Raw genomic sequence first — 23,194 nt, forward strand, 5'->3', positions numbered from 1 at the left:
TTGTTTTTCGCCGGTAACCGACATGTACGCTGGTGTTGCCATGGGGTGCTCTCCTTGCGGATAAATTTAAGGTGCCCGGGAGGCGAAATCGCCCGGTGGGTGCCTGACTGTTATCAAGGAGCGTGCCAGGTTTTGCGAAGTGCCCGGGAGCCGGGGGCGAAGCTGTACATGATCGGGTTTCTGACTGTTTTTCGTGCGGATTTGAGGTCTGAAGTGCGCAACTTCTTGCGCAGTACTGCGCAACTTCTTGCGCACTCGTCTGTACAGAACGGATTACGTGGGCTGCAGGGATGTGTCCACACGGTTATCCACATTTTAGTGCGCAAAAAGTTGCGCACTTCAATAATTCTGGATTTTCCGCTGAGTAGTCTCCCCCGCAGGAGTCAACACCTCCTACTTACGACCATGGGCCTCGTTCTTGTCTCCGATGTGCGCATCCCTTGAGAAACGTCAACAACACCTCGATTCGGATGGGTTAACGTAGCCAGACTCTCGCCGACTTGAGGATTGCACATGCTTGCCAACCGCCCTGAAGTGGATGTCGCGATTATCGGCGGAGGCCAGTCCGCACTTGCCGTCGCTTACTTTCTGCGCCGAACCGGACGTTTCTTTGTCATCATCGACGCTGAAGACGCGCCGGGCGGCGCCTGGCGGCATGGCTGGGACTCGTTACGACTGTTTTCACCCTCGACCTGGAGTTCCATCGCTGGCTGGATGATGCCGCCGGTCACGGACGGTTATCCGAGCCGCGGCCACGTACTGGATTATCTGCGCCAGTATGAGCAACGCTACCAATTCCCTACCGAACGCCCCTTTTGGGTAAACGCCGTTGAACGCTGGGGCGATCGCCTCCACGTAAAGGCCCAGGGCCGCACCTGGCTGGCGCGCGCGGTCGTCAGCGCAACGGGCACCTGGCGTCATCCCTACGTGCCACATTACCCCGGCAGTGAGACCTTTACCGGCCAACAACTGCATTCGGCTCACTACGTTGATGCCAAGCCATTCGCCGGAAAAAAAGTTCTGGTGGTGGGTGGTGGCAACTCCGGCGCACAGATCCTCGCGGAAGTGTCACTGGTGGCCGACGCCACATGGATCACCCCTCAGCCCCCGCAATTTCTCGCCGACGACGTCGATGGACGGGTGCTGTTCGAGCGCGCCACAGCACGCTGGAAAGCCCAACTCGCGGGCATCGTCGTGGAGCAACCGGTGGGTGGCTTGGGTGACATTGTGATGGTGCCGCCAGTCGTCGAAGCCCGGGAGCGCGGCGTACTGCAAGCAGTTCGGCCTTTCCTGGCCTTCACCGAAACCGGCGTGACGTGGGCTGATGGCTCGCAAACACCGGTCGATGCGGTGATCTGGTGCACCGGTTTCCGCCCGGCCCTCGGCTATCTGGAGTCATTGGGCGTCTGTACCGCCGACGGGCGTGTGGCCGTCGAAGGCACGCGTTCGATCCAGGAGCCGCGCTTGTGGTTGGTGGGTTACGGAGACTGGACAGGCGCCGCATCCGCGACACTGATCGGTGTAACCCGTACAGCGCGCAGTACCGTTGAGGAGATTGAGGGATTTTTAATGGAGCAGTGAATCGCCCCGCTTACGGCGCGAGGCGTTGTCATTGCAGCCAGACACCCGCCCACATCGCCAGCGTCAACCCTGCCTGGCCGGGAATCACATACGCGGCGAACCGTCGGCCGCCACTGACCCACGCCACCACACATTTGCTCACCGAGTTGCTACTGACAGCGATCAGCGCAGGGCCGGCAATGGCCTCAAGCGGCAACTGGCCGGATTCGGCCAACGCGGCGATTGATGCCGTTGAAGAGTGTGCGTCAGCGAAACCGGTAAACGTGGCCGTCAACATCACACCCACCTCACCAAAGAGGTTGAGCATGACCGACGACAACAAGGTGATGCCCGTCAGGGTCAACGTCACGACCAAGGCCAACTTGAGGTTAAACGCACCTCCTACCTTGATCGGTTGGTTGGCGCGGGCTTCAGGCCTGGGAAACATCAGGCACACGCCGTACAACGCTGTGGCGGCGAAACCGCCTAACAGCGGCGCCCACATGTGACGTAACAGAGCGGTGTCGACCGCCGCCAGGATCAAGCCAACCTGAACGACAGTGGCCAGATTGGACAAAATCGCGGCCGCCGCCAGGACTTTGATGTTTTGCGGCTCCTTGGCGACCAGGTGTCCCATGGAGGCGATGGTCACGGTGCTGGAAGCAAATCCGGAGGCGATGGCACTGACCGCGTAGCCGTAATGGGTGCCCAGGTTACGCACTGCAATATGACCCAAGGCCCCGACCGCCATCAGCATCACAGTCAAGGTGCAAATAGTGCGCAGATTGATCGCGCCGTAGGGGCCGATGAAACGGTCCGGAGCCAAAGGCAGAACCACCAGTGCGACGACCAAAAGCACCAGACCATCGCGCATTTCTGCTTCGGTCAACTGGCTGTTGGCGAAGTAATGCAGTTTCTGGCGGTACGCCAGCAGCCCCGCGATCACCACGCCTATGGCAATGGCCAGTTCCGGCGCGGTGCCACACAAGGCCCCTAAAACCAACACCGTGAGCAACGCCACTTCACTGGTCACGCCCGGGTCGTCGCTCAGGCTGCGCCAGTAAGCCACGGTGATCAGCAAGGCTAAGCAGATCGCCACGATCCCCAACAGCAGAGCACCACCGACCTGCATCGCCACATAGCCCAGCAACGCCGTAATGGCGAACGTGCGCAAGCCGGCGAAGGCTCGGCTGACCCCTTCTCTCTTGTGCCGTTCGCGCTCCAGACCGACGAGCATGCCGATCCCCAGCGCTGCCGCCGCACCGGTCATGCCAAGGGTTTCATTCATAGCGTCCCCGTCCGAGTGAGTATTGAGCCCTTTCAATCCGGTAGCACACCCCCGCGCGTCGTTTCGTTGCAGGGTGCAGCCTTTCGCAGCGAACTATCGAGGGAATATGCCCATGTGCATTCGCCTGAGTTCAGCATGGACCCAAGACTGCGCCAGTACGAAGGACGAAAGGTTGATGACGGTCAACCGTTGGAGGATGAAGGCGCAGTGGCTCACCGCGCAGTACCGCACACAGTTGTCGAGCAACTCACGTCGATCTCTGACTATCGCTGGCGACATTGCCGATCTTCAAACCGCCGGCGCCCAACAAGACGTTCTACAAGGTATAGGCGATCCCGACTTGTACCGTTCGTGGCGCCCCCGGATAGGCGTAGACGTTGCCGAACGCGCCCTCTTCGTAATCCCGGTCAAACAGGTTTTTCACGTCGAGGTTGAGCCGCACCTTGTCATTGACTTTGTAGTAGCCGAGCAAATCGACAACGGTGTAACTGTCCATCGAGAAAGCGGTGTTGGCGGTTTGTCCGGCGCGCTCATCGACGTACTTGAGCCCCGTTCCCAGCCCCAACCCTTTGAGGGCGCCGTCCTGGAATTCATAAACGTTGAGCAGGCTGAAGCTGTTTTTCGGGATGTTCACCAGCCGTGTACCGGAGCGCATCACGTTGTCCTTGGTCACCTCGGCATCAACGTAGGCATACCCACCGATCACACGCCATTCGGGGGTCAGGTTGCCGGCAACGTTCACGTCCAGGCCACGGCTACGCACTTCCCCGGCGGCCACGCTGAACGTCGAGTCCACAGGGTCAGTGGTCAACACGTTGCGTTTCTCGATCTGATAGATCGCCGCATCGACGCTCAACTGTTGCTCCAGTGCCTCCCACTTCAACCCGATCTCATAGGACTTGCCTTCCTCCGGCTCAAAGCCACCGCCCTGTCGACTGGCGCCGGTGTTGGGTTTGAACGAGCGCGCGGTGTCCGCGTAGACCGCAACGGTGTCGGTCAGGTCGTAGGTCAAGCCGATGCGCGGCGTCACCGCGTGATCACTGGCCTGCCAGCTTTTAGCGCCCGGCACGTAGGTTTCGTAGTCGTGTTCGAAACGCTCGAAACGCGCCCCGGCCAGTACTTTGAGTCGTTCGGTCAGTGCCACTTGGTCCTGCACAAACGCGGCGTAGGTCTTGAGGTTTTCTTTGTCGTGGGTCGGGGTCCGGGTCAACGCCGGGCGTGGCTGGCCGTAGACCGGATTGAAGATGTCGATCGCATAGGCACCCACCGCGCCACTGGAACGCTGGATGATCGAATTGTAGTCGTAGTCTTCGTATTCGATGCCGGTCAGCAACGTGTGCTGCAAACCACCGGTGGTGAAGTGGCCGGTCAGGTTGAGTTGGGTGTCCTTGTCCGTCCACTCCAGCTTGCGGTAGTTGAAATTTCGCCCCAGGGTTCGGCCGTCGGCGGCAATGCCATTGGCCTCGATTGCGTTGCCCTGCAACGTACCCTCGAGCCACTGGAAGCCACCGCCCAGCGTCCAGTCGTCATTGAGAATGTGTTCGAAACGCAGTTGCGCCATGTTGTTGTCGTTGTGCAACTTGCCGGCGTCTTTTTCGCCAAAGAACGTGTCGCGCGACGCTGTGCCGATTTGTTTGGCGTAGCGCGTTACGCCACGATCCAGCGGATGATTGTTGCGCATGAAATCGCCTTCGAAAATCACTCGCGTCGCATCGCTCGCCTGCCAGGTTAGAACCGGCGTCACACCATAGCGCTCCGTTTCAACGTGATCACGGAACGTATCACCACCCTCGCCCACCACATTGAGCCGATAGGCCAGACGCCCCTCTTCATCCAACGGGCCGGAAGCGTCCAGCGTGCCGCGCTTCATGCCTTGATCGTTCAACTGGCTACCCAATGTAACCGTGGGCTCGGCAAGTGGCTGCTTGGAAACGACATTGAATGTACCGCCAGGATCGCCTCGGCCATACAACATGGTTGCGGGCCCGCGAAGAACCTCCAGACGCTCGATAGTGTTGGCATCGGGCATGTTCGGATAACCGCGATTGATCGGGAAACCATTGCGATAGAACTCGCCGGTGGTAAAACCGCGCACCGTAAACGTGGTCAGCCCCTGCCCCCCAAAATTGTTCGCCCGCCCTACGCCGCCGGCGTAATCCAATGCGTCTTGCAGACGGGTGGCGCCGATGTCTTCAACGGCGTCCTTCGATACCACGCTGATGGATTGCGGTGTGTCATGAATCGAGGTGTCGGTGCGCGTGGCACTGGCAGAACGCGTTGCGCGATAACCCTGTACCGGGCCGTCCGCCCGTTCGTAATCTGCCGTGCCAACCACGTCGGTTGCCTCCAGCTCAAGAGCTGAAGCGCCGGAGTTGGCTTGCTCAGCCCAGGAAGAAGGGGACAACGCCTGCAGCACACAGATGGAAAGCAGAGTTCGACGCATGAGGGAAACCTTACGAATAGGCAAAAACGAAGGGCAAAACTGCCAGCAAACCGCGGCGCATGGTATACCGGATATTTTGCAATTGAAACGTATTCCCATTCGCTTGTGCGCTTGATTTCACCTCGCTAATGGCACTCAGCGTTCTACGGATTCGCGACAGCATCCATCAGGTTGTCGATATCAAATACTGAGCAGTTGCTTTGTGGTCGCCATCGAGGTGTTCAACGATTGCCCCGTCCGTTGCAATTTGTTCAGCAAACTGGCGCCCAACCACTGTTGATACAGCCTTTCCGCCAACTGACGCGCATCGCCCTCAGGCAGGCTCTGTTCAGCCTGGCCCTGTTCAATACAAAGGGTGATACGCGCCACCACTTGCTCGGCGCCATCACGCAACGTGAGGCGCATCGACTCGGACAGATCAGCAACCTCCGCACTGAGTTTCACCACCAGACACTCGTCGCCGTGCCCTTCCAGGGTGCAGCGATTCTGCCAGCCCTGCCAGTAATCCATCAGCCGTTCATAGGCACTCAGGCCCGGCAGTGTCAGGCGCCGCTCCATGTCGGCGAGATAGCCGACGAAGTAGTCCTCAAGCAGCGCCTGGCCGTAGAGTTCCTTGGATTTGAAGTAGTGATAGAACGAGCCCTTGGGCACGCCTGCGGTTTGCAGGATTTCGTTGAGGCCAACGCTGGTGAAGCCCTTCTCGGCCATCATGCGGTGGCCGGTATCGAGCAAATGTTGGCGGGTGTCGTCGTAGGTCGGTTTCATGGGGCGCAAATTACCAAACAATAGACCAGTCGTATATTTCACGGAGGCGAGAGTTTGCCATACCCGAGCGATAAAAACCCATGGCAAAAAAAACACTAGACGACTGGTCTAATTGGAAACTATGCTGTGCCCCGACAAACATCAACGGGTGTCCACAACGTGCGAATCCGTCGCGCTTCGATAACACCTGATCAACGCAAGGGTGCTTTATGAAAATCCTGATGGTTCTGACTTCCCACGATCAACTCGGCAGTACTGGTAAGAAGACCGGCTTCTGGCTCGAAGAGTTCGCCGCGCCCTACTACGCCTTCAAAGATGCCGGCGCACAGATCACCGTGGTTTCACCCGCTGGCGGCCAGCCGCCACTCGATCCGAAAAGTGATGCGCCTGATGCGCAAACGGCCGAAACCGAGCGTTTTCGCAATGACCCGGCCACTCAACAGGTTCTGGCCAACACCGGGCGCCTGGCCGATGTCAGCGCTGATGATTTCGATGCCGTGTTCTACCCCGGTGGCCACGGCCCACTCTGGGATCTGGCCGAAGACAAACACTCGATCGCGTTGATCGAAGCCTTCGACCGCAGCAACAAACCCCATGGTTTTGTCTGCCACGCACCTGGCGTGCTGCGTCACGTCGTTGCAGCGGATGGCAAACCGCTGATCCAGAATCGCGAAGTGACCGGTTTCACCAATTCCGAAGAAGCCGCGGTCGGCCTGACGGATGTGGTGCCGTTTCTGATCGAAGACGAGTTTCAGCGTCTCGGCGGGCGCTACGCCAAAGCCGCCGACTGGCAGGTGCATGTGGTGGCTGATGGGCAACTGGTCACCGGGCAGAATCCGGCCAGCTCCGCCGCCGTGGCCGAGAAACTGCTGAAGATGCTCGGCTGATTCTTTTACAGATCCGAACACCGTGTGCGTGTTGCACGGTGTTTTTTTTCATCCATCCAATAGTCGACTGGTCTAATAAACGGTCGGATTGCACTCCTTTATCAAGGGCACCTCCATGCACCACAGCAGTTTCTTCAAACCCGCCACACTGGGCCTTCACACCCTGAAAAACCGCATCGTCCTGCCACCGCTCACCCGCCAGCGCAGTACCCAACCGGGCAACGTCGCCAATGAATTGATGGCCGAGTATTACCAACAGCGTGCCGGTGCTGGTTTGCTCGTCACCGAAGGCACCCAGATCGAACCCCGTGGTCAGGGTTACGCCTGGACACCGGGTATCCATACCGCCGAGCAGATCGCCGGATGGCGCAAAGTCACCGAAGCCGTGCATGCCCGCGATGGCGTGATTTTCGCCCAGCTCTGGCACGTCGGTCGCGTATCCCACACCGCGTTGCAGCCCAACGGTGACGCTCCGGTATCGGCCTCCGCCGTGGCCACTGACCGGGTCAGCGTGTTCATTGAAACCACGCCTGGCGCCGGCGAACTGGTGGCGCCGTCTACCCCGCGAGCCCTGACCACCGACGAAGTCCAGGACCTCGTGCAGCTCTACATCCAGGCGGCGCGTAATGCGATGGAGGCAGGATTCGACGGTATCGAACTGCACTGCGCCAATGGTTATCTGGTCAACCAGTTCATCTCCGCCCATAGCAACCTGCGCACCGACCAGTACGGTGGTTCGCTGCACAACCGCCTGCGTTTTCTGCGTGAGGTGGTGTCCGGCGTCGCCGAGTGCATCGGCAAGGAAAAGGTTGGCGTACGTTTCGCGCCATTGTTCACCACCACCGATGAAGCGCGGACTTACCTGGGCATGGTCGAGGAAGATCCACACACCACTTACATCGAGGCCATCAAGGTGCTGCAAGACGTGGGTATCGCTTATCTGTCCATCGCCGAAGCGGATTGGGACAATGCGCCAGCCATGCCAGAGACCTTTCGCCAGGCGGTGCGCGATACCTTCAGCGGCGCAATCATTTATGCCGGGCGTTACAACGCTGAGTCGGGTGCGAAATTGCTCGATTGCGGCCTGGCGGATTTTGTCGCCTTCGGCCGACCGTTCATGGCCAACCCGGACCTCCCTGCGCGAATCGCTAACGACTGGCCGTTGAATGCACTGAACCCGGCCACGGTGTATGGCGGCAATGCCGAAGGGTATGTGGATTACCCGGCTTACCTCGCCTGACGCACAGTTCTCGACAAAGTGCTCCCGCCCCTGCGGGAGTGCTGCTTTACGCCGCCCAATCCGTCTCCCGTTACGAGAGGCGACTGGATGTAACGTCTTCCCATCTTCACAAAAAGAACGACGCTCCATTGTCAGCTCGATTTTTTCGGCCTATCTTTGTAAAAAACCTATACAAGGCACGCCGCAATGTACAACTCAGAGCCGTGGCCATTAACGCTTTACTTTGACGGTGAATGCCCACTCTGTGCGCGAGAAATCAAGCTGTTGCGCCAACATGCGGTCGAAACACGACTGCGCTTCGTTGACCTTAGCCATGAGGACTTCGATCCAGCCGTTCTGGGCTTCACGCTTACGCAAATGCAATCCTCACTGCATGCAAGATTCGACGATGGATGCTGGGTAAAAGGCCTCGACGCCACGCTGTGGAGCTGGCGAGCCGCAGGGCTTGGTATCTGGGTTGCACCCCTGAACTGGCGTTTGACCCGTCCTTTGTTTGCCATTGCATATCGCTTGTTCTGCCACTTGCGCCCTCACTTGGCGTGGCTGCCTCACCCTGACGGCAGCCGGCGTTGTCATGACGGCCACAGCAGTTGTCGCACTCTTATCCAGCCGCAACGCCGCGAGAAATCCGAATGACTCAATCATTAGCCAATCACTACCGTGGAATTCTTCTCGGCGTCGGTGAAAACCCCGACCGCGAAGGACTTCGAGACACGCCCAAGCGCGCAGCCAAAGCGATGCAGTTCCTGTGCGACGGCTACACGATGAACCTGGAAGAAATCATCAATGGCGCGTTGTTCGAGTCACAGAACGATGAAATGGTCATCGTTCGCGACATCGAGCTTTACTCGTTGTGCGAACACCACATGCTGCCCTTCATCGGCAAGGCCCATGTGGCCTACATACCGACTGGCCGGGTGTTGGGGCTGTCGAAAGTGGCCCGAGTGGTCGACATGTTCGCGCGCCGCTTGCAGATTCAGGAAAACCTGACCAGACAGATCGCCGACGCGATCCAGCAAATTACCGGTGCTGCCGGTGTGGCCGTGGTCATTGAAGCCAGGCACATGTGCATGATGATGCGCGGTGTGGAAAAGCAGAGCTCGGTCATGACCTCATCGGTCATGCTCGGTGCGTTTCGAGAGTCCTCCAGCACACGTCAGGAGTTCCTCCAACTGATCAGCCGATGACAGTGACTTAATTGTTGGTTTGTCGATTCAAATGCGCCGACAAACCTGTACACGCATAAGTATCTGTACAAGCCTTTCAAAGGGATGTTCTCCACGTTCACCCGTGTATTCAGGGAGTAAAGCAATGGCCCGTTTTTTGGTTTTACTGGCATTGGTGCTAAGCGTCACGAGCTGCGGCAGCGTCGATGTCGGTCGCTATGCCGACCAGCAACCGGCCCTGAACCTTGAGCATTTCTTCAGCAAACCCGTCAAAGCCTGGGGGATGTTTCAAAAGCGCTCAGGCGAGGTTGTCAAACGTTTTGAGGTCAATATCCAGAGCCATCGCGAGGGTCATGACCTGATTCTCGACGAGCGCTTCCTCTACAGCGATGGCACTCGCGAGCGTCGTGTCTGGACCCTGACGCCAGAAGGTGCAGGCCATTGGCGCGGTCGCGCTGGCGATGTCGTGGGCGAGGCCAAAGGTGAAGTGGCCGGCAACGCATTACGTTGGCGCTATGTCCTGAGCCTCCCGGTCGATGGCTCCGTTTATGAAGTGAATATGGACGATTGGATGTACCAGATGGACGAGGACACGCTGATCAATCGCACCAGCATGTCCAAGTTCGGTGTCGAGATCGGCCAGGTGACATTGTTCTTCCGCCGCCAGTCCGGGGGAGAAAATCAATGAGTGATTCGCTCACCATGACCTCCCTGGGCGACGGCTACCGCGCCCTGGTGATCGGCGCCAGCGGCGCACTCGGCACAGCCTTCTGTGAGTGGCTCAAACACGACCCACGGTGTGCAAGCGTGCGGGAACTGGGGCGCAAGACCGATCCCGCACTTGACCTGGAACAGCCCGAGACAATCGCCAGCGCCGCCGCCGAACTGGCCACAGAAGCGCCGTACCAGTTGATCGTGCACGCTGCGGGCCTGCTGCATCGCGACACCCTCAAACCGGAAAAAAGTTACAGCGCCATGGAAGACGCCGCGCTGCAGGCCGTTTTTCAAGTGAACACGCTGGGACCGGCGATGGTCTTGCGGCACTTTCTGCCACTGCTCGATCCCCAAGGGGCGATGGCAATGCTCTCGGCCAAGGTCGGCAGCATCGGCGATAACCGTTTGGGTGGCTGGTACGCCTATCGCGCCTCCAAGGCTGCGCTGAACATGCTGATCAAAACCGCTGCCATCGAACTGGCCCGAACCCGCCCGCACAGCCGCTTGCTGAGCCTGCATCCAGGCACGGTGGTTTCGGCGCTGTCGCAACCTTTTCGCGGTGCATCGGCGGCCCGACCGGCCAGCGTCGCAACCCATGAACTATTGACCCTGATCGACCGCCTGACGCCGGCAGACAGCGGCCATTTCTTTGCCTACGACGGAGAACGCCTACCCTGGTAGGCAAGGAGTGATTCATGAATCTGCAAACCCTCACCGAGCACGCCGCCAATAGCGAAATACGGGAACTGGAACTACTGTCGCTCGAAGGTGGTTTTTATCTGGCACGCATCCGCATGGATCACGGCCAATTCACCTTGCTGGACGATGCCGCCAAACCCATGCGTCTGCGTTCAATCACTCATCTGCGTGACTTGTTGCAAACCGTTCCGGCCTTTCCCTGCGTGTTGGTGCAGCAATGTGTGCACGACGAAATGTGCGGCCGGGACACAGGCCCTGTCGAAGAACTGCGCCTGCCTTTTTCGCTGACACCTCCTTGATGAACCGCACGCTGCCGGACCGCACCGAATGAGCAAGGTCAATCGCCTGTGCCTGATCCTCGGCGATCAACTGTCGTTTGACCTGGCCTCATTGCAAGGTCTCGATCCCGAACGTGATGCGGTACTGATGGTCGAGGTGATGGAGGAAGCCAGCCATGTGCCTCATCATCCGCAGAAGATCGCGCTGATCTTCAGCGCCATGCGGCATTTCGCCCAGGCGCTGCAGGCCAGAGGCGTACGTGTCGAGTACGTCCCCCTTGATGACCCGCACAACAGCGGATCGGTGCCGGGGGAATTACGCCGCTGGCAGGACCTGCTGCAAGCGGACGAACTGCACGTCACCGAATGCGGCGACTGGCGCCTCGAACAATCTCTCAAGGAATGCGGCTCAGCCATTGACTGGCATGCCGACACGCGTTTTCTGTGCAGTCGTGCCGAATTCAGCGCGTGGGCGGCCGGCAAAAAACAGCTGCGCATGGAGTTTTTCTACCGCGAGATGCGCCGCAAGAGCGGATTACTGCTCAATGGCGACGGCACGCCGGTCGGCGGCGCGTGGAACTTTGACGCCGAAAACCGCAAAGCCTTGCCCAAAGGAGTGAAAGCGCCCTACCCGGCGCGGTTTTCCGACGACGCCATCACTCGCGACGTGCTTGCACTGGTCAAAGAGCGCTTCAGCAGCCACTACGGCTCTCTGGACAATTTCAACTATCCGGTCACACATGCCGACGCCCAAGCGTTATGGGATTACTTTCTGGACTATGGTCTGGCCGGGTTCGGCGATTACCAGGATGCCATGGCCAGCGACGAGCCCTTTGTGTTCCATGCGCGGATCAGCGCAGCGCTCAATATTGGTCTGTTGGATTTACGTCAACTGTGCAGCGACGTTGAGTCGGCTTACAGGTCTGGCCGCATCCCATTGAATGCAGCCGAGGGGTTCATTCGGCAATTGATCGGCTGGCGGGAATATGTGCGAGGGGTTTACTGGCTGAAGATGCCTGACTATGCCCAAGGTAATTCATTTGGTAACCACCGGGCCTTGCCGGCGTTCTACTGGACGGGCGAAACGCAGATGAACTGCATGCGCCATGCGATCGGTCAAAGCCTCAAACATGCCTATGCCCACCACATCCAGAGGCTCATGGTCACGGGCAATTTTGCCTTGCTCACCGGCATCGCGCCGAGCCAGATCTGCGATTGGTACCTGGCGATCTACATGGACGCGTTCGACTGGGTGGAACTGCCCAATACCCTGGGCATGGTCATGCACGCTGACGGTGGTTATCTCGGCTCCAAGCCTTATTGCGCGAGCGGCCAGTACATCAATCGAATGTCTGACTACTGTCGCGGCTGTGCCTACAAAGTCAGCGAAAGCACGGCTGACAACGCCTGCCCTTTCAATGCGCTGTACTGGCATTTCCTGATGCGCCACGGCGATCTTCTACGCGGTAATCAGCGCATGAGCATGATGTACAAAAACCTCGACCGCATGCCGCAAGCCAAGCAACAAGCGCTTTGGCAGCGGGGGCAGAAACTGCTCGACACACTGGACCGTGGCGAGCCGCTATAAAACGCGGCGTCCTTCCCCGTACGGGTGCAACTTAAACACCAGGTGACGTGTCAATGTGAGAATTCCCGGTGTACGTTTGAGCCGCGTTGAATGAACTCACCCAAAAATCAAGAAGGCCCCCCGTGGTGGAAATTCTGAAGCACTTTACTCGCGAGGAGCTTGAGGCAGAGGTCATGCGTCTGCGCCTGCTTCTGGAGAGCAGCGCAGCAGCATCACCGGATATGGCCGCCCAGCTTGCCGCCAGCCGAGCGGCGCTTGCCAGTAGCGAGGCGCGTTTCAGCACCATCCTGGAAACCATTGAGGCCGCGTTCGCGATCGTCAAAGTCAAATTCGACGCTGATGATCGCCCCGTCGATTACTACTTCGTCGAGGCCAACCCTGCGTTCGAACGTCAATGCGGCGTCAACCTGCGAGGTAAATGGGTCACCGAGTTCGCCCCCAACCTGGAGAGTTTCTGGTTCGAGACTTACGGGCACGTGGCCAAGACCGGCGAGCCGGCCAACTTCGAAAACTACGCCAATACCTTTGAACGCTGGTTCGATGTTCGCGCCGTGCGTGTCGGCGATCCTGCCGATCGACAAATCGCGATTTTCTTCAGCGACGTCACCCAACGCCGAGACGCCGAGGAGCGCCTGCGAGTCAGCGAGGCGGTAGCGCGTGAAAACGTCGAGCGCGTGCAACTGGCCCTCGCCGCCGGGGCCATTATCGGGACTTGGCATTGGGACTTGCCCACAGATTGCTTCACCATGGATGAGTCCTTTGCCAGGATTTTTGACCTTGATCCCGCGTTGGGCCGCACCGGTCTGAGCCTGGAACAAGTCGTGATGACCGTACACCCCGATGACCGGGACGGGCTTACGGCCGCGATCAACGAAGCGATTGCCCGCGGCGGCGCCTACTCCCATCAGTATCGTGTGCGCCGCGCTGACGGAACATACAACTGGATCGAGGCCAACGGACGCGTCGAGTGCGCCGATGACGGCACCCCGTTGCGTTTTCCCGGCGTACTCATCGATGTTGAGGATCGACGCAATGTCGAGGCCGAGCGCGACCGGGCCAACGCCGCGTTGCGCGCGCTCAACGACACACTGGAACAACGCGTATCGACGCGCACAGCCGAACTCATGCAAACAGAGGAAAAACTGCGCCAGTCGCAGAAGATGGAAGCGGTCGGGCAACTGACCGGGGGCTTGGCCCATGATTTCAACAACCTGCTGGCCGGCATCTCGGCGGCGTTGGAATTAATGGGAAAGCGCATCGCCCAAGGCCGTCTGAAAGACGTCGATAAGTACATGGTCACCGCCCAAGGCGCCACCAAACGTGCGGCGGCCCTGACCCATCGACTGCTGGCTTTCTCGCGACGCCAGACACTCGATCCGCGGCCGACGGATGTCAATTCCCTGATCCTCGGAATGACCGAGTTGATCCAGCGCACCGTCGGCCCCGCCATCCGCTTGAAGACCGTCGCGGCGCCCGAACTGTGGCCGACACTGGTCGATGCCAGTCAACTGGAAAACGCACTGCTGAATCTGTGCATCAACGCCCGCGACGCCATGCCTGACGGCGGGCGTATCACGGTCGAGACGGCCAATCGCACAATGGACTCTGCGTCGGCCCGCGCGCTGGACATGCCCGAAGGCGAGTACTTGTCCCTGTGTGTCACTGATACCGGCACAGGCATGACGCCCGAGGTCATTGCCAAAGCCTTCGACCCATTTTTTACCACCAAGCCTCTGGGCCAGGGCACCGGCCTGGGGCTGTCGATGATCTACGGATTCACCAAGCAATCCGGCGGTCAGGTAAGGGTGCATTCGCAAGAGGACCAAGGCACCACGATGAGTCTCTACCTGCCAAGGTACTGCGGCGAAACGCGGGCAAATCAGGATGCCACGCACAACGCGACAACGCCGCTTGCCAAGTCAGGCGGGACAATTCTGATTGTCGACGACGAACCCTCCGTGCGCATGTTGATTTGCGACGTGCTGGGCGAACTCGGTTATAACCTGCTGGAAGCCGCCGACAGCGTCGAAGGACTCGAAGCATTACGCTCCAGCGCACACATCGATCTGCTCATCACCGATGTCGGTTTGCCCGGCGGTATGAATGGGCGACAGATGGCCGATGCAGGCAGAGAAATCCGCCCGAGACTAAAAACGCTATTCATTACCGGCTACGCAGAAAACGCCGTCATTGGCAGCGCGCAACTTGGGCCGGGGATGCAAGTGCTGACCAAGCCGTTTGCGGTTGACGCATTGATTTCGCGCGTCATTACCCTGATGTCGACTAACGTTGAGTGAAGCCGCCGTGAACATTCTTCTAGAGCGCGGCAAAAAACTGTTGCAACGTAAAAAGCCTGCTTTTCAGGGCAGGCTTTTCGTGTGACGCGGCTCGCTTACTTCTGTTGAGACGTCAGCGCCGCATAGCCATTCATCAAATTGCGGTAGTTCGGAATCCGCTGCGACAGCAAATGACCCAAACCTTCAATGTCGTTACGCCAGTCGCGGTGCAGCTCACAGGCCACCGAGAACCAGTTCATCATCTGCGCGCCGGCCTGGGTCATGCGACTCCACGCAGCTTGTTGCACGGTGGTGTTGAAAGTGCCGGACGCATCAGTCACCACGAACACATCAAACCCCTCCGCCAGCGCCGACAGGGTCGGAAACGCTACGCACACATCCGTCACCACACCGGCGATGATGATCTGTTTGCGACCGGTGGCTTTGATTGCTTTGACGAAGTCTTCGTTGTCCCAGGCGTTGATCTGCCCTGGGCGAGCGATGTAAGGCGCATCGGGGAACATCTCTTTCAATTCCGGCACCAGCGGACCGTTCGGGCCTTGCTCGAAACTGGTGGTGAGGATGGTCGGCAACTGGAAGAACTTCGCCAGATCGGCCAGCGCCAGCACGTTGTTCTTGAACTCGTTCGGCGAGAAGTCCTGCACCAGAGAAATCAAACCGGTCTGGTGATCAACCAGCAGCACTACGGCGTCGTCTTTGTTGAGGCGGTTATAGGTTGGAGTGTTCATCTGTGCATTCCTTTTTAGTTGTAGGGGTTCTTGTTGCGTCCAAGATGGGCACAGATTACTGACGCACCGGGGCGAGATAAATCGGCTGAAAAGCGTTTAACTGTCAACTCAGAAAGGACAATTGGTATTGGATAAAGGGCGGTGACTTCAGAGCCAATCTATTCGAACTCCTGGCACGGACCCGTCCTCAGCGACGACCTCGGAACGTCAAATCTGCAGGAGGCTATCGCGCTATCTCTCGTCACTTTTTCTTACACCTTTTGTCACCCTGCGACACCCTGTCCGCCGATCCGCAGCCGGCGTCTGCCTTCAGTTTGGTATGATGCGCCGCTTTTACGGTTAACCCCCCCCCGCCAGTCCTGCCGACTGACGGGCTGCAAAAGGCGGTATTAGATGACGGCTTTGTTGACTCGCCGCAAGGTGCTTGCGGGAATGGGCGTGCTCGGGCTTGGCCTGCTCGCCGGCTGCGACACCCGCGGCCAACTGTCTTACAAGTACGGCAAGGATCTGAGTAACAAGATCATGGGACGCACCTTCAAGCTTAAGAACACCGAAGGCGAGACCATGACGCTGTCGAGCTTTCGCGGCATGATGCCAATGGTGTTCTTCGGCTTCACCCAGTGCCCGGCGGTCTGCCCGACGACCCTGGCCCGCGCGGCGAAAATCAAAAAACTCATGGGCAGAGACGGCGACCGCTTGCAGGTGATCTTCATCACTCTGGATCCCGAGCGCGACACGCCAGAAATTCTCGACGCCTACATGAAGGCCTTCGACCCGACCTTCGTCGCGCTGTACGGCACACTTGAGGAAACCAAGGCCACGGCCAAGGAATTCGATGTGTTCTTCGAGAAGGTGCCGGCCGGCGACACCTACACCATCTCGCACACCGCCACTAGTTACGTCTATGACTCGCGCGGCGAACTGCGCGTAGGTCTATCCACATCGCTTTCGGCAGAAGAATGCACGGAAGATTTGCTTACCGTTATGGAGGTTTGCTGATGCACCCCGTTCTGAACAACATCAAACGCACCGTTTTCGCCCTTTCGTTGATGGGCCTGGCGTTTCAGGTCTCGGCGCAGACCCAGGTCGACGACGCCTGGGTACGTGCGACCGTGCCAACCCAGTCCGCCAGCGGCGCGTTCATGACCCTCACTGCCGACAGCGACAGCAAGCTGCTCAGCGTCGCTTCGCCAGCGGCCAAAGATGTGCAAATCCATGAAATGAGCATGAAAAACGACGTCATGAGCATGGGCCCGGTGAAATCGGTCGACCTGCCGGCCGGCAAAGCCGTCCACTTTGACCCGAACGGCTACCACGTCATGCTGATGGGCCTGACGGCTCAGTTGAAAGAAGGCGAAAGCGTGCCGCTGACCTTGACCGTGGAAAACGCTAAGGGCGAGAAAGAAACCGTTGAAGTGAAAGCTCCGGTGCGCCCGCTGACCAACATGCAAGGTCATGATCACAGCAAGATGCATTGATCTGACCTTCAGCAACACACACGGGGCGGCATGATAGACGATCATGCCGCCCCTTTTTTTGCGGATGTAAAGTTTATGGAAAGCGTGCTTTACACCAAAAAATTCATCGGCGAGGATGTAAAGGGTCTTTTACACAGGAAGTGAAGCATGAAGAGTTTCAATCGCGAAATGGCCGCTGCGATGGCGCTGTACATATTGGTATTGCTGACATCGCAATTTGCCTTGCTGTATCTCGCCGACGCCAGCTTTGGGCTGCGTACCGTCATCGCCCTGTTGCCCATTATTCCGGTCGGTCTGTTCTGCTGGACTATCGTGCGTGACATGCGCCGTCTCGACGAAATGTACCTGCGCATCCAGTTCGAAGCCCTGGGCTTTGCTTTCGCCGCCTCAGCCCTGCTGACCTTTACCTACGGCTTTCTGGAGACCGTCGGTGCACCGCACTTCCCTTGGTTGTGGGTCTGGCCGGTGATGGGCCTGATGTGGATGATCGGTTTGCGCTTCGCCAAGCGTCGCTACCAATGAAAAACCGCCTCAAGCAATTACGCGCCCAGCGCAAATGGTCCCAAGTCGATCTGGCAGAGCGCCTGAACGTGTCGCGTCAGACGATCAACGCCATCGAGAATGAACGCTACGACCCGAGCCTGCCGCTGGCGTTTCAGATTGCCCGGGCGTTCGAGATGACCATTGAAAGCATCTTTGATGATGGAGCTTGAGCCGATAACTCGCAGAAAAGACAGGCACTCTGCAGGACGGCGTGGCAACCACCACGCCGAAGTGGTCGTGTGAATCGCAGCGTTTAACACATGCTGTCATGCCGGTTCTAAGGCGCACTAAATAAGATGAAACAATAAATCTGCTGCCGAGATACTGCATCAACATCGCCGATTGCCAGTCAACACCAACGTCAGCTAGAGCTTACGGCGTTTCGTCTAACCCCAAACGGCTCCGCAAACCAATCACCTGCGCGTTTAAAACAACGATCAGACCGCTCACCCTTGCTATCATCACCCACACTTTTTTTACGATTTGATGACTGGAAGGTCTTTTTTGTGAGCGCTCTTTTGAACGGGTTGCGACACCCGCATGCCCGACTCTCTTCCCTGATCTTTCTGGTGCTGATCGTGCCGGTGTGCCTACGCGCGGCACTCGGCTGGTCGACTCCGCTGGGTTATTTGTCGGATCTGGCGATCGGCAGTTCGTTGGTGATTTTGTTGCATCGCCGCGCGTGGTGGCTGGCATTGCCGCTGCTGCTGTTCTGGGGCTTGCTCGCGGTGGCGACTGCGGAACTGGTCAGTGCCGTCGGTCGCCTGCCCACCCCTTCCGATCTGCATTACCTGTTCGATCCGCAATTTGTCGAGAACTCCAGTGGCGGAGGACTGGCGCATCCGGCGGTGGGCATTACGTTGCTGCTGGCACTGTTGCTTTGGCTGCTGGCGCAGTTTGCCGCACGCGGCATTGTCCGTCCTGCCCTGCCCCGTGCGTTCTGGGGTGTGCCACTGGTGCTGTTCGCTGTGCACTGGGGCGCACAGAACCTGTGGCCGAGCGAGGCCGATCCTTGGCGTTTGTACAGCCTTTCGCACCATTTGCTAGCCACTGAGGTCGCCGATGTGCAGATCCGGGCCGAGGAATGGCTGGACGGCGATGTTGAGGAAACCACACCGGTCATGACCGGACTCACCGACGTCGATCTCAACGGGCAGAAACTGCTGAATGCACCGGGTCGGGCACGTAACGTGCTGATCATCACCCTGGAAGGCATTCCCGGCGCTTACATCCGCGCCAACCGCGAGGCCATTGGCAGCCATTATCAGGAAGACCTGATGCCCAATCTCAGTCGCTGGGCCGAGCGCGGCATGAACACACCTGACTACGTTGTGCACACACACCAGACCATTCGCGGTCTGTACGCCATGCTCTGCGGCGATTACGACAAGCTCAACAACGGCACGCCCAAAGGCGTGGAAATGCTCACCCTGAACGAGCGCAATCAGGCTTGTCTGCCGGCGCAACTGCGCGCGCACGGTTTCAGCACCCACTATCTGCAAGGCGCCGGCCTGCGCTTCATGGCCAAAGACAAGATCATGCCGCACATCGGTTTCGATGCGACCCATGGCCTGGAGTGGTTCACCAACGCCAACTATGTGGAATTTCCGTGGGGCAAGGATGACAAGGCATTCTTCGAGGGCGCGCTGAGTTATGTCGGCCAACTGGAAAAGCAAAAAAAGCCGTGGATGCTGACATTGCTGACCGTAGGCACGCACCAGCCCTACTCCGCACCGGAAGAATATCGGGAGCGCTACGAAACGCCGAAGCAGGCGGCGGTCGGCTACCTGGACGATGCACTGGACCAGTTCCTTGGCAGTCTCGAACGCCAGGGCGTGTTGAAAGACACGCTGGTGGTGATCACCTCCGATGAGTCCCACGGCATTGATGGCGTGCGTCTGGCTTCGTCATGGGGTTTCAATCTGACGTTGGCGCCCGAGCAGGAGCAACTTCCGCGCCTCAAGGCCGGGGTGTATGGCCATGTCGATTTGAGCACCTCGATCCTCGACTACTTCGACCTGCCAGTACCTCACTCATTGAGCGGCCGCTCGCTGTTTCGCGATTACGATTCCGGTCGTGAAATGATGTCGTTCACCAACGGCAAACTGCGCTATCACGATGGCCACGGTATGTTCTCCGAATGTGACATGCCGCGCCGCTGCCGCTACTACGAAAGCGCCGGTTTCATAGCCGACAGTGCCACGTTCAAGGGCACCTACAGTGGCCATCGCGCCCGACAGATCGCGGCCCGCGCCGATGCGCTGGACCTGTCCCTACTGCGCACTCCGCTCAATCACCGCTATCAATTCGGCAGCACCAACGTCATCCCGCTGCAGGCACAGATCAATAATGACTGGGCCGACAATCTGATCGGCGCGCAATACCTGGAAATGCCCAAGGGCTCGTACACCCGCGTACGCATGACCGTGCGTTCGCTTGATCCGCACCAGGTCGCGCACATTCAGCTCAAAGCCAAGGAATTCGAAAAAGAGGTGCAGATCGGGTTGCCGCCGGAAATGGTCGCCACGGCGGATCAGCCGCTGGAGATGGATTTCAGCTTCGATAATCCGCAAGACCGCAAGGCCTTCTCCTTCCATTTGCTGGGTTATGGATCGGGTGCTGTTGAAGTCACGGATTTCAGTGTGATCACTGAGTTGCCAGGGCAAGAGGATCTGCTGGATGAAGTGCCGGAGGATCAGGCCGCGCAGTCGAGTTGACACCGCGTTAAGAGGTTCTGCCTATCAGCGTCCAATAGTCGGGCTATTAGCCGACTCGTCAAGTCGGGTCTAGCCTTACAAGTCCGAAGTCGGCACGAGCCGGCCGTAGACGACCTGATAAGGACCCGAACATGGCAACTGAATCGAAATGCCCGTTCAACCACGCCGCTGGTGGTGGTACGACGAACCGTGACTGGTGGCCGAATCAACTCAACCTGAAGATCCTGAGTCAGCACTCGCCCAAGTCCGACCCGCTGGGCAAGGACTTCGACTACGCCAAAGCCTTCAAGAGCCTGGACTTCCAGGCGCTGAAACAAGACCTCAATGCGTTGATGACCGACTCCCAGGACTGGTGGCCGGCGGACTTCGGCCACTATGGCCCGCTCTTCATCCGCATGGCCTGGCACAGCGCCGGCACCTATCGCACCGCGGATGGCCGCGGTGGTGCCGGATCGGGCCAGCAGCGTTTCGCCCCGCTCAACAGTTGGCCGGATAACGTCAGCCTCGACAAGGCCCGCCGCCTGCTGTGGCCGATCAAACAGAAATATGGCCGCAACATTTCCTGGGCCGACCTGATTGTCCTCACCGGTAACGTCGCGCTGGAATCCATGGGCTTCAAGACTTTCGGTTTCTCCGGTGGCCGCCCTGATGTGTGGGAACCGGACGAAGACGTGTACTGGGGTTCGGAAAATGAATGGCTGGGCGGTGATAGCCGTTACGGCAAGGACAAGGCCGCCATGCAGGAACCCGGTGACGGCACGCTGGTAGCAGAACCGGATCTGCACGGCAAAGAAGAGAGCCGCACCGATCAGGGCGAGCGCACTCTGGAAAACCCGCTTGCAGCGGTGCAGATGGGCCTGATCTACGTCAACCCGGAAGGTCCTGAAGGCAACCCTGACCCCATGGCCTCGGCCCACGACATTCGCGAAACCTTCGCCCGCATGGCCATGAACGATGAAGAAACCGTGGCACTGATTGCCGGCGGTCACGCCTTCGGCAAAACCCACGGTGCCGGCCCTGCCGATAATGTCGGCCCGGAACCGGAAGCCGCCGGACTGGAAGAACAAGGCCTCGGTTGGCGCAACGCGTTCGGCACCGGCAAGGGCGGCGACACCATCACCAGCGGCCTCGAAGTGACATGGACCACCACGCCGACCCGGTGGAGTAACAACTACCTGGAAAACCTGTTCGGTTTCGAGTGGGAACTGACCAAGAGCCCGGCCGGGGCACATCAGTGGATTCCGAAAAACGGCGCGGGTGCAGGCACCGTTCCCCATGCCCATGACCCGAGCAAAAAACTCTCGCCGACCATGCTCACCTCTGATCTGGCGTTGCGCTTCGACCCGGCTTACGAGCAGATCTCCCGGCGTTTTCTGGCCAATCCCGATCAATTGGCCGACGCCTTCGCCCGCGCCTGGTACAAACTGATTCACCGCGACATGGGTCCACTCTCACGCTATCTCGGCCCGGAACTGCCCAACGAAGAACTGCTGTGGCAAGACCCGATTCCCGATGCCACTCACCCACTGATCGATGAAAACGACGCTGCCGCATTGAAGAGCAAAGTGCTGGCATCAGGTCTGTCGGTTTCGCAACTGGTCTCGACGGCCTGGGCTGCAGCTTCTACGTTCCGTGGCTCGGACAAGCGCGGCGGGGCCAACGGTGGCCGTCTGCGCCTGGAGCCGCAGAAATCCTGGCAAGCCAACCAGCCGGAACAACTGGCCAGCGTGCTGAAAACCCTTGAGGGCATTCAGAACGAGTTCAATGGTGGCGCATCGGGCAAGAAAGTCTCGCTGGCAGACCTGATCGTGCTGGCCGGCAATGCCGGAGTCGAGCAAGCAGCTAAAAATGCCGGGCATTCGGTAACCGTGCCGTTCACGGCGGGTCGTACGGATGCCTCGCAGGAGCAAACCGATGTGGATTCGTTCGGTTTCCTCGAACCGATTGCCGATGGGTTCCGCAACTACAGCAAAGGCAAATACACGGTGTCGGCCGAGGCGCTGCTGATCGACAAGGCTCAACTGCTCACCCTCACCGCGCCGGAAATGACCGTGCTGCTGGGTGGCTTGCGGGTGTTGAACACTAACGTCGGGGGAAGCCGTCATGGCGTGTTCACCCACCAGACCGAAGCGCTGACCAACGACTTCTTCACCCACCTGCTGGATATGGGGGTGGAGTGGAAACCAACGTCAAAAGCGGCGGACGCGTTCGAGGGCCGCGACCGTAAAACCGGCAGCGTGAAATGGACCGCGACGCGGGTTGATCTGGTGTTCGGTTCCAACGCGATATTGCGGGCGCTGGCGGAGGTGTATGCCAGTTCGGATGCGAAGGAGCAGTTCGTCAAAGACTTTGTCGCCGCTTGGACAAAGGTGATGAACCTGGACCGTTTTGATCTGAAGTAACGCAAAAAACTGTGGGAGCGGGCTTGCTCGCGAAAGCGGTGTGTCGGGCGACAGCTCTGTGTCTGACATACCCTCTTCGCGAGCAAGCCCGCTCCCACATTTAGATCCGCTTTCCTACCAGGTTTCATCTGCAAGCTTCAGCATCGGATCGGTCGCCCCCGAATAACTGAAGTAACGCAAAAAAAACTGTGGGAGCGGGCTTGCTCGCGAAGGCGGTGTATCAGGTAACAACTCTGTGTCTGACATACCCTCTTCGCGAGCAAGCCCGCTCCCACATTTAGATCCGCGTTTCTATCAGGTTTCATATTCAGGCTTCGGCACAGGATCGGCCTGCCTCGATAAAACGGACGCAACGCAAAACAACTGTGGGAGCGGGCTTGCTCGCGAAGGCGGTGTGTCAG

20 protein-coding genes are annotated in these 23,194 nt (G+C 58.8%); 16 read left to right on the forward strand and 4 right to left on the reverse strand.

The genetic code is table 11. The features are described 5' to 3' along the window. Positions 1-513: 513 nt before the first annotated feature. Complete coding sequence (locus ACIOU6_RS05605) at positions 514-1,581, forward strand: ArsO family NAD(P)H-dependent flavin-containing monooxygenase (RefSeq protein ID WP_401134519.1); 1,068 nt, start codon at positions 514-516, stop codon at positions 1,579-1,581. 28 nt (positions 1,582-1,609) lie between these two features. On the opposite strand, the gene ACIOU6_RS05610 is transcribed toward ACIOU6_RS05605, so the two are convergent. The 3 genes from ACIOU6_RS05610 to ACIOU6_RS05620 form a co-directional block, all read right to left on the reverse strand. Next, positions 1,610-2,848, reverse strand: a complete 1,239-nt coding sequence (locus ACIOU6_RS05610; protein ID WP_401134521.1) for an MgtC/SapB family protein — start codon at positions 2,846-2,848, stop codon at positions 1,610-1,612. Positions 2,849-3,164: 316 nt separating this feature from the next. After that, the gene (locus ACIOU6_RS05615; protein WP_221733408.1) at positions 3,165-5,291 is read right to left on the reverse strand and encodes a TonB-dependent siderophore receptor; all 2,127 of its coding nucleotides are present in this window, start codon (positions 5,289-5,291) and stop codon (positions 3,165-3,167) included. A 180-nt stretch (positions 5,292-5,471) separates the two neighbouring features. After that, the gene (locus ACIOU6_RS05620; protein WP_221733409.1) at positions 5,472-6,056 is read right to left on the reverse strand and encodes a TetR/AcrR family transcriptional regulator; all 585 of its coding nucleotides are present in this window, start codon (positions 6,054-6,056) and stop codon (positions 5,472-5,474) included. A gap of 209 nt (positions 6,057-6,265) precedes the next feature. On the opposite strand from ACIOU6_RS05620, the gene ACIOU6_RS05625 reads away from it, so the two are divergent. From ACIOU6_RS05625 to ACIOU6_RS05665, 9 genes are all read left to right on the forward strand, one after another. Beyond that, positions 6,266-6,943, forward strand: a complete 678-nt coding sequence (locus tag ACIOU6_RS05625) for a type 1 glutamine amidotransferase domain-containing protein (protein WP_401134524.1) — start codon at positions 6,266-6,268, stop codon at positions 6,941-6,943. Positions 6,944-7,058: 115 nt separating this feature from the next. Further along, positions 7,059-8,183: an alkene reductase gene (locus ACIOU6_RS05630; protein ID WP_221733411.1), complete on the forward strand. Its 1,125-nt coding sequence runs from the start codon at positions 7,059-7,061 to the stop codon at positions 8,181-8,183. Positions 8,184-8,369: 186 nt separating this feature from the next. Then, the gene (locus ACIOU6_RS05635) at positions 8,370-8,819 is read left to right on the forward strand and encodes a thiol-disulfide oxidoreductase DCC family protein (RefSeq protein ID WP_221733412.1); all 450 of its coding nucleotides are present in this window, start codon (positions 8,370-8,372) and stop codon (positions 8,817-8,819) included. Beyond that, positions 8,816-9,370, forward strand: coding sequence for a GTP cyclohydrolase I FolE (gene folE / locus ACIOU6_RS05640; RefSeq protein ID WP_221733413.1), 555 nt, complete (start codon positions 8,816-8,818; stop codon positions 9,368-9,370). The genes ACIOU6_RS05635 and folE overlap by 4 nt, the downstream gene beginning before the upstream one ends. Before the next feature lie 124 nt (positions 9,371-9,494). Further along, entirely contained in the window at positions 9,495-10,037 is a 543-nt protein-coding gene (locus tag ACIOU6_RS05645) for a DUF3833 domain-containing protein (RefSeq protein WP_221733414.1), read from the forward strand. Continuing rightward, positions 10,034-10,744 (forward strand): SDR family oxidoreductase, encoded by a 711-nt coding sequence (locus ACIOU6_RS05650; protein WP_401134529.1) that lies wholly within the window; start codon positions 10,034-10,036, stop codon positions 10,742-10,744. Before ACIOU6_RS05645 ends, ACIOU6_RS05650 begins: the two co-directional genes overlap by 4 nt. Positions 10,745-10,758: 14 nt before the next feature. After that, entirely contained in the window at positions 10,759-11,061 is a 303-nt protein-coding gene (locus tag ACIOU6_RS05655) for a DUF6482 family protein (RefSeq protein ID WP_221733416.1), read from the forward strand. Positions 11,062-11,089: 28 nt separating this feature from the next. After that, complete coding sequence (locus ACIOU6_RS05660; protein ID WP_221733417.1) at positions 11,090-12,628, forward strand: cryptochrome/photolyase family protein; 1,539 nt, start codon at positions 11,090-11,092, stop codon at positions 12,626-12,628. 173 nt (positions 12,629-12,801) lie between these two features. Next, positions 12,802-14,925, forward strand: a complete 2,124-nt coding sequence (locus tag ACIOU6_RS05665) for an ATP-binding protein (protein WP_401134692.1) — start codon at positions 12,802-12,804, stop codon at positions 14,923-14,925. 95 nt (positions 14,926-15,020) lie between these two features. Here ACIOU6_RS05665 and ycaC read toward each other — a convergent pair whose 3' ends face one another. Further along, positions 15,021-15,653, reverse strand: a complete 633-nt coding sequence (gene ycaC / locus ACIOU6_RS05670) for an isochorismate family cysteine hydrolase YcaC (protein WP_401134533.1) — start codon at positions 15,651-15,653, stop codon at positions 15,021-15,023. A gap of 393 nt (positions 15,654-16,046) precedes the next feature. On the opposite strand from ycaC, the gene ACIOU6_RS05675 reads away from it, so the two are divergent. The 6 genes from ACIOU6_RS05675 (at position 16,047) to katG (ending at position 22,793) form a co-directional block, all read left to right on the forward strand. Next, on the forward strand, positions 16,047-16,652 hold the full coding sequence (locus ACIOU6_RS05675; RefSeq protein ID WP_221733419.1) for an SCO family protein: 606 nt from the start codon (positions 16,047-16,049) through the stop codon (positions 16,650-16,652). Beyond that, positions 16,652-17,131: a copper chaperone PCu(A)C gene (locus ACIOU6_RS05680; protein ID WP_221733420.1), complete on the forward strand. Its 480-nt coding sequence runs from the start codon at positions 16,652-16,654 to the stop codon at positions 17,129-17,131. Before ACIOU6_RS05675 ends, ACIOU6_RS05680 begins: the two co-directional genes overlap by 1 nt. Positions 17,132-17,278: 147 nt before the next feature. Beyond that, a complete protein-coding gene (locus ACIOU6_RS05685) occupies positions 17,279-17,653 on the forward strand; it encodes a hypothetical protein (RefSeq protein WP_221733421.1) in 375 nt (124 codons plus the stop codon). Continuing rightward, on the forward strand, positions 17,650-17,844 hold the full coding sequence (locus ACIOU6_RS05690; protein ID WP_221733422.1) for a helix-turn-helix transcriptional regulator: 195 nt from the start codon (positions 17,650-17,652) through the stop codon (positions 17,842-17,844). The genes ACIOU6_RS05685 and ACIOU6_RS05690 overlap by 4 nt, the downstream gene beginning before the upstream one ends. 336 nt (positions 17,845-18,180) lie before the next feature. Further along, a complete protein-coding gene (locus tag ACIOU6_RS05695; protein ID WP_401134538.1) occupies positions 18,181-20,391 on the forward strand; it encodes an LTA synthase family protein in 2,211 nt (736 codons plus the stop codon). Positions 20,392-20,522: 131 nt separating this feature from the next. Continuing rightward, positions 20,523-22,793 carry a catalase/peroxidase HPI gene (gene katG, locus ACIOU6_RS05700; RefSeq protein WP_401134540.1) on the forward strand — a complete coding sequence of 757 codons (2,271 nt, stop codon included), beginning with the start codon at positions 20,523-20,525 and terminating at the stop codon, positions 22,791-22,793. The last annotated feature ends 401 nt before the right edge of the window (positions 22,794-23,194 follow it).

Source organism: Pseudomonas sp. NPDC087615 (genome assembly GCF_044743445.1).
Lineage (GTDB): Bacteria > Pseudomonadota > Gammaproteobacteria > Pseudomonadales > Pseudomonadaceae > Aquipseudomonas > Aquipseudomonas baetica_A.

Bases quoted from the DNA above. Each gene is read 5' to 3' on its own strand.
- katG (WP_401134540.1), top strand. From the start codon at position 20,523: ATGGCAACTGAATCGAAATGCCCGTTCAACCACGCCGCTGGTGGTGGT.
- ACIOU6_RS05660 (WP_221733417.1), top strand. From the start codon at position 11,090: ATGAGCAAGGTCAATCGCCTGTGCCTGATCCTCGGCGATCAACTGTCG.
- ACIOU6_RS05645 (WP_221733414.1), top strand. From the start codon at position 9,495: ATGGCCCGTTTTTTGGTTTTACTGGCATTGGTGCTAAGCGTCACGAGC.
- ACIOU6_RS05620 (WP_221733409.1), bottom strand. From the start codon at position 6,056: ATGAAACCGACCTACGACGACACCCGCCAACATTTGCTCGATACCGGC.
- ACIOU6_RS05605 (WP_401134519.1), top strand. From the start codon at position 514: ATGCTTGCCAACCGCCCTGAAGTGGATGTCGCGATTATCGGCGGAGGC.
- ACIOU6_RS05650 (WP_401134529.1), top strand. From the start codon at position 10,034: ATGAGTGATTCGCTCACCATGACCTCCCTGGGCGACGGCTACCGCGCC.
- ACIOU6_RS05615 (WP_221733408.1), bottom strand. From the start codon at position 5,291: ATGCGTCGAACTCTGCTTTCCATCTGTGTGCTGCAGGCGTTGTCCCCT.
- ACIOU6_RS05625 (WP_401134524.1), top strand. From the start codon at position 6,266: ATGAAAATCCTGATGGTTCTGACTTCCCACGATCAACTCGGCAGTACT.
- ACIOU6_RS05655 (WP_221733416.1), top strand. From the start codon at position 10,759: ATGAATCTGCAAACCCTCACCGAGCACGCCGCCAATAGCGAAATACGG.
- ACIOU6_RS05610 (WP_401134521.1), bottom strand. From the start codon at position 2,848: ATGAATGAAACCCTTGGCATGACCGGTGCGGCGGCAGCGCTGGGGATC.
- ACIOU6_RS05680 (WP_221733420.1), top strand. From the start codon at position 16,652: ATGCACCCCGTTCTGAACAACATCAAACGCACCGTTTTCGCCCTTTCG.
- ACIOU6_RS05690 (WP_221733422.1), top strand. From the start codon at position 17,650: ATGAAAAACCGCCTCAAGCAATTACGCGCCCAGCGCAAATGGTCCCAA.
- ACIOU6_RS05685 (WP_221733421.1), top strand. From the start codon at position 17,279: ATGAAGAGTTTCAATCGCGAAATGGCCGCTGCGATGGCGCTGTACATA.
- ycaC (WP_401134533.1), bottom strand. From the start codon at position 15,653: ATGAACACTCCAACCTATAACCGCCTCAACAAAGACGACGCCGTAGTG.
- ACIOU6_RS05665 (WP_401134692.1), top strand. From the start codon at position 12,802: ATGCGTCTGCGCCTGCTTCTGGAGAGCAGCGCAGCAGCATCACCGGAT.
- ACIOU6_RS05635 (WP_221733412.1), top strand. From the start codon at position 8,370: ATGTACAACTCAGAGCCGTGGCCATTAACGCTTTACTTTGACGGTGAA.
- ACIOU6_RS05675 (WP_221733419.1), top strand. From the start codon at position 16,047: ATGACGGCTTTGTTGACTCGCCGCAAGGTGCTTGCGGGAATGGGCGTG.
- folE (WP_221733413.1), top strand. From the start codon at position 8,816: ATGACTCAATCATTAGCCAATCACTACCGTGGAATTCTTCTCGGCGTC.
- ACIOU6_RS05630 (WP_221733411.1), top strand. From the start codon at position 7,059: ATGCACCACAGCAGTTTCTTCAAACCCGCCACACTGGGCCTTCACACC.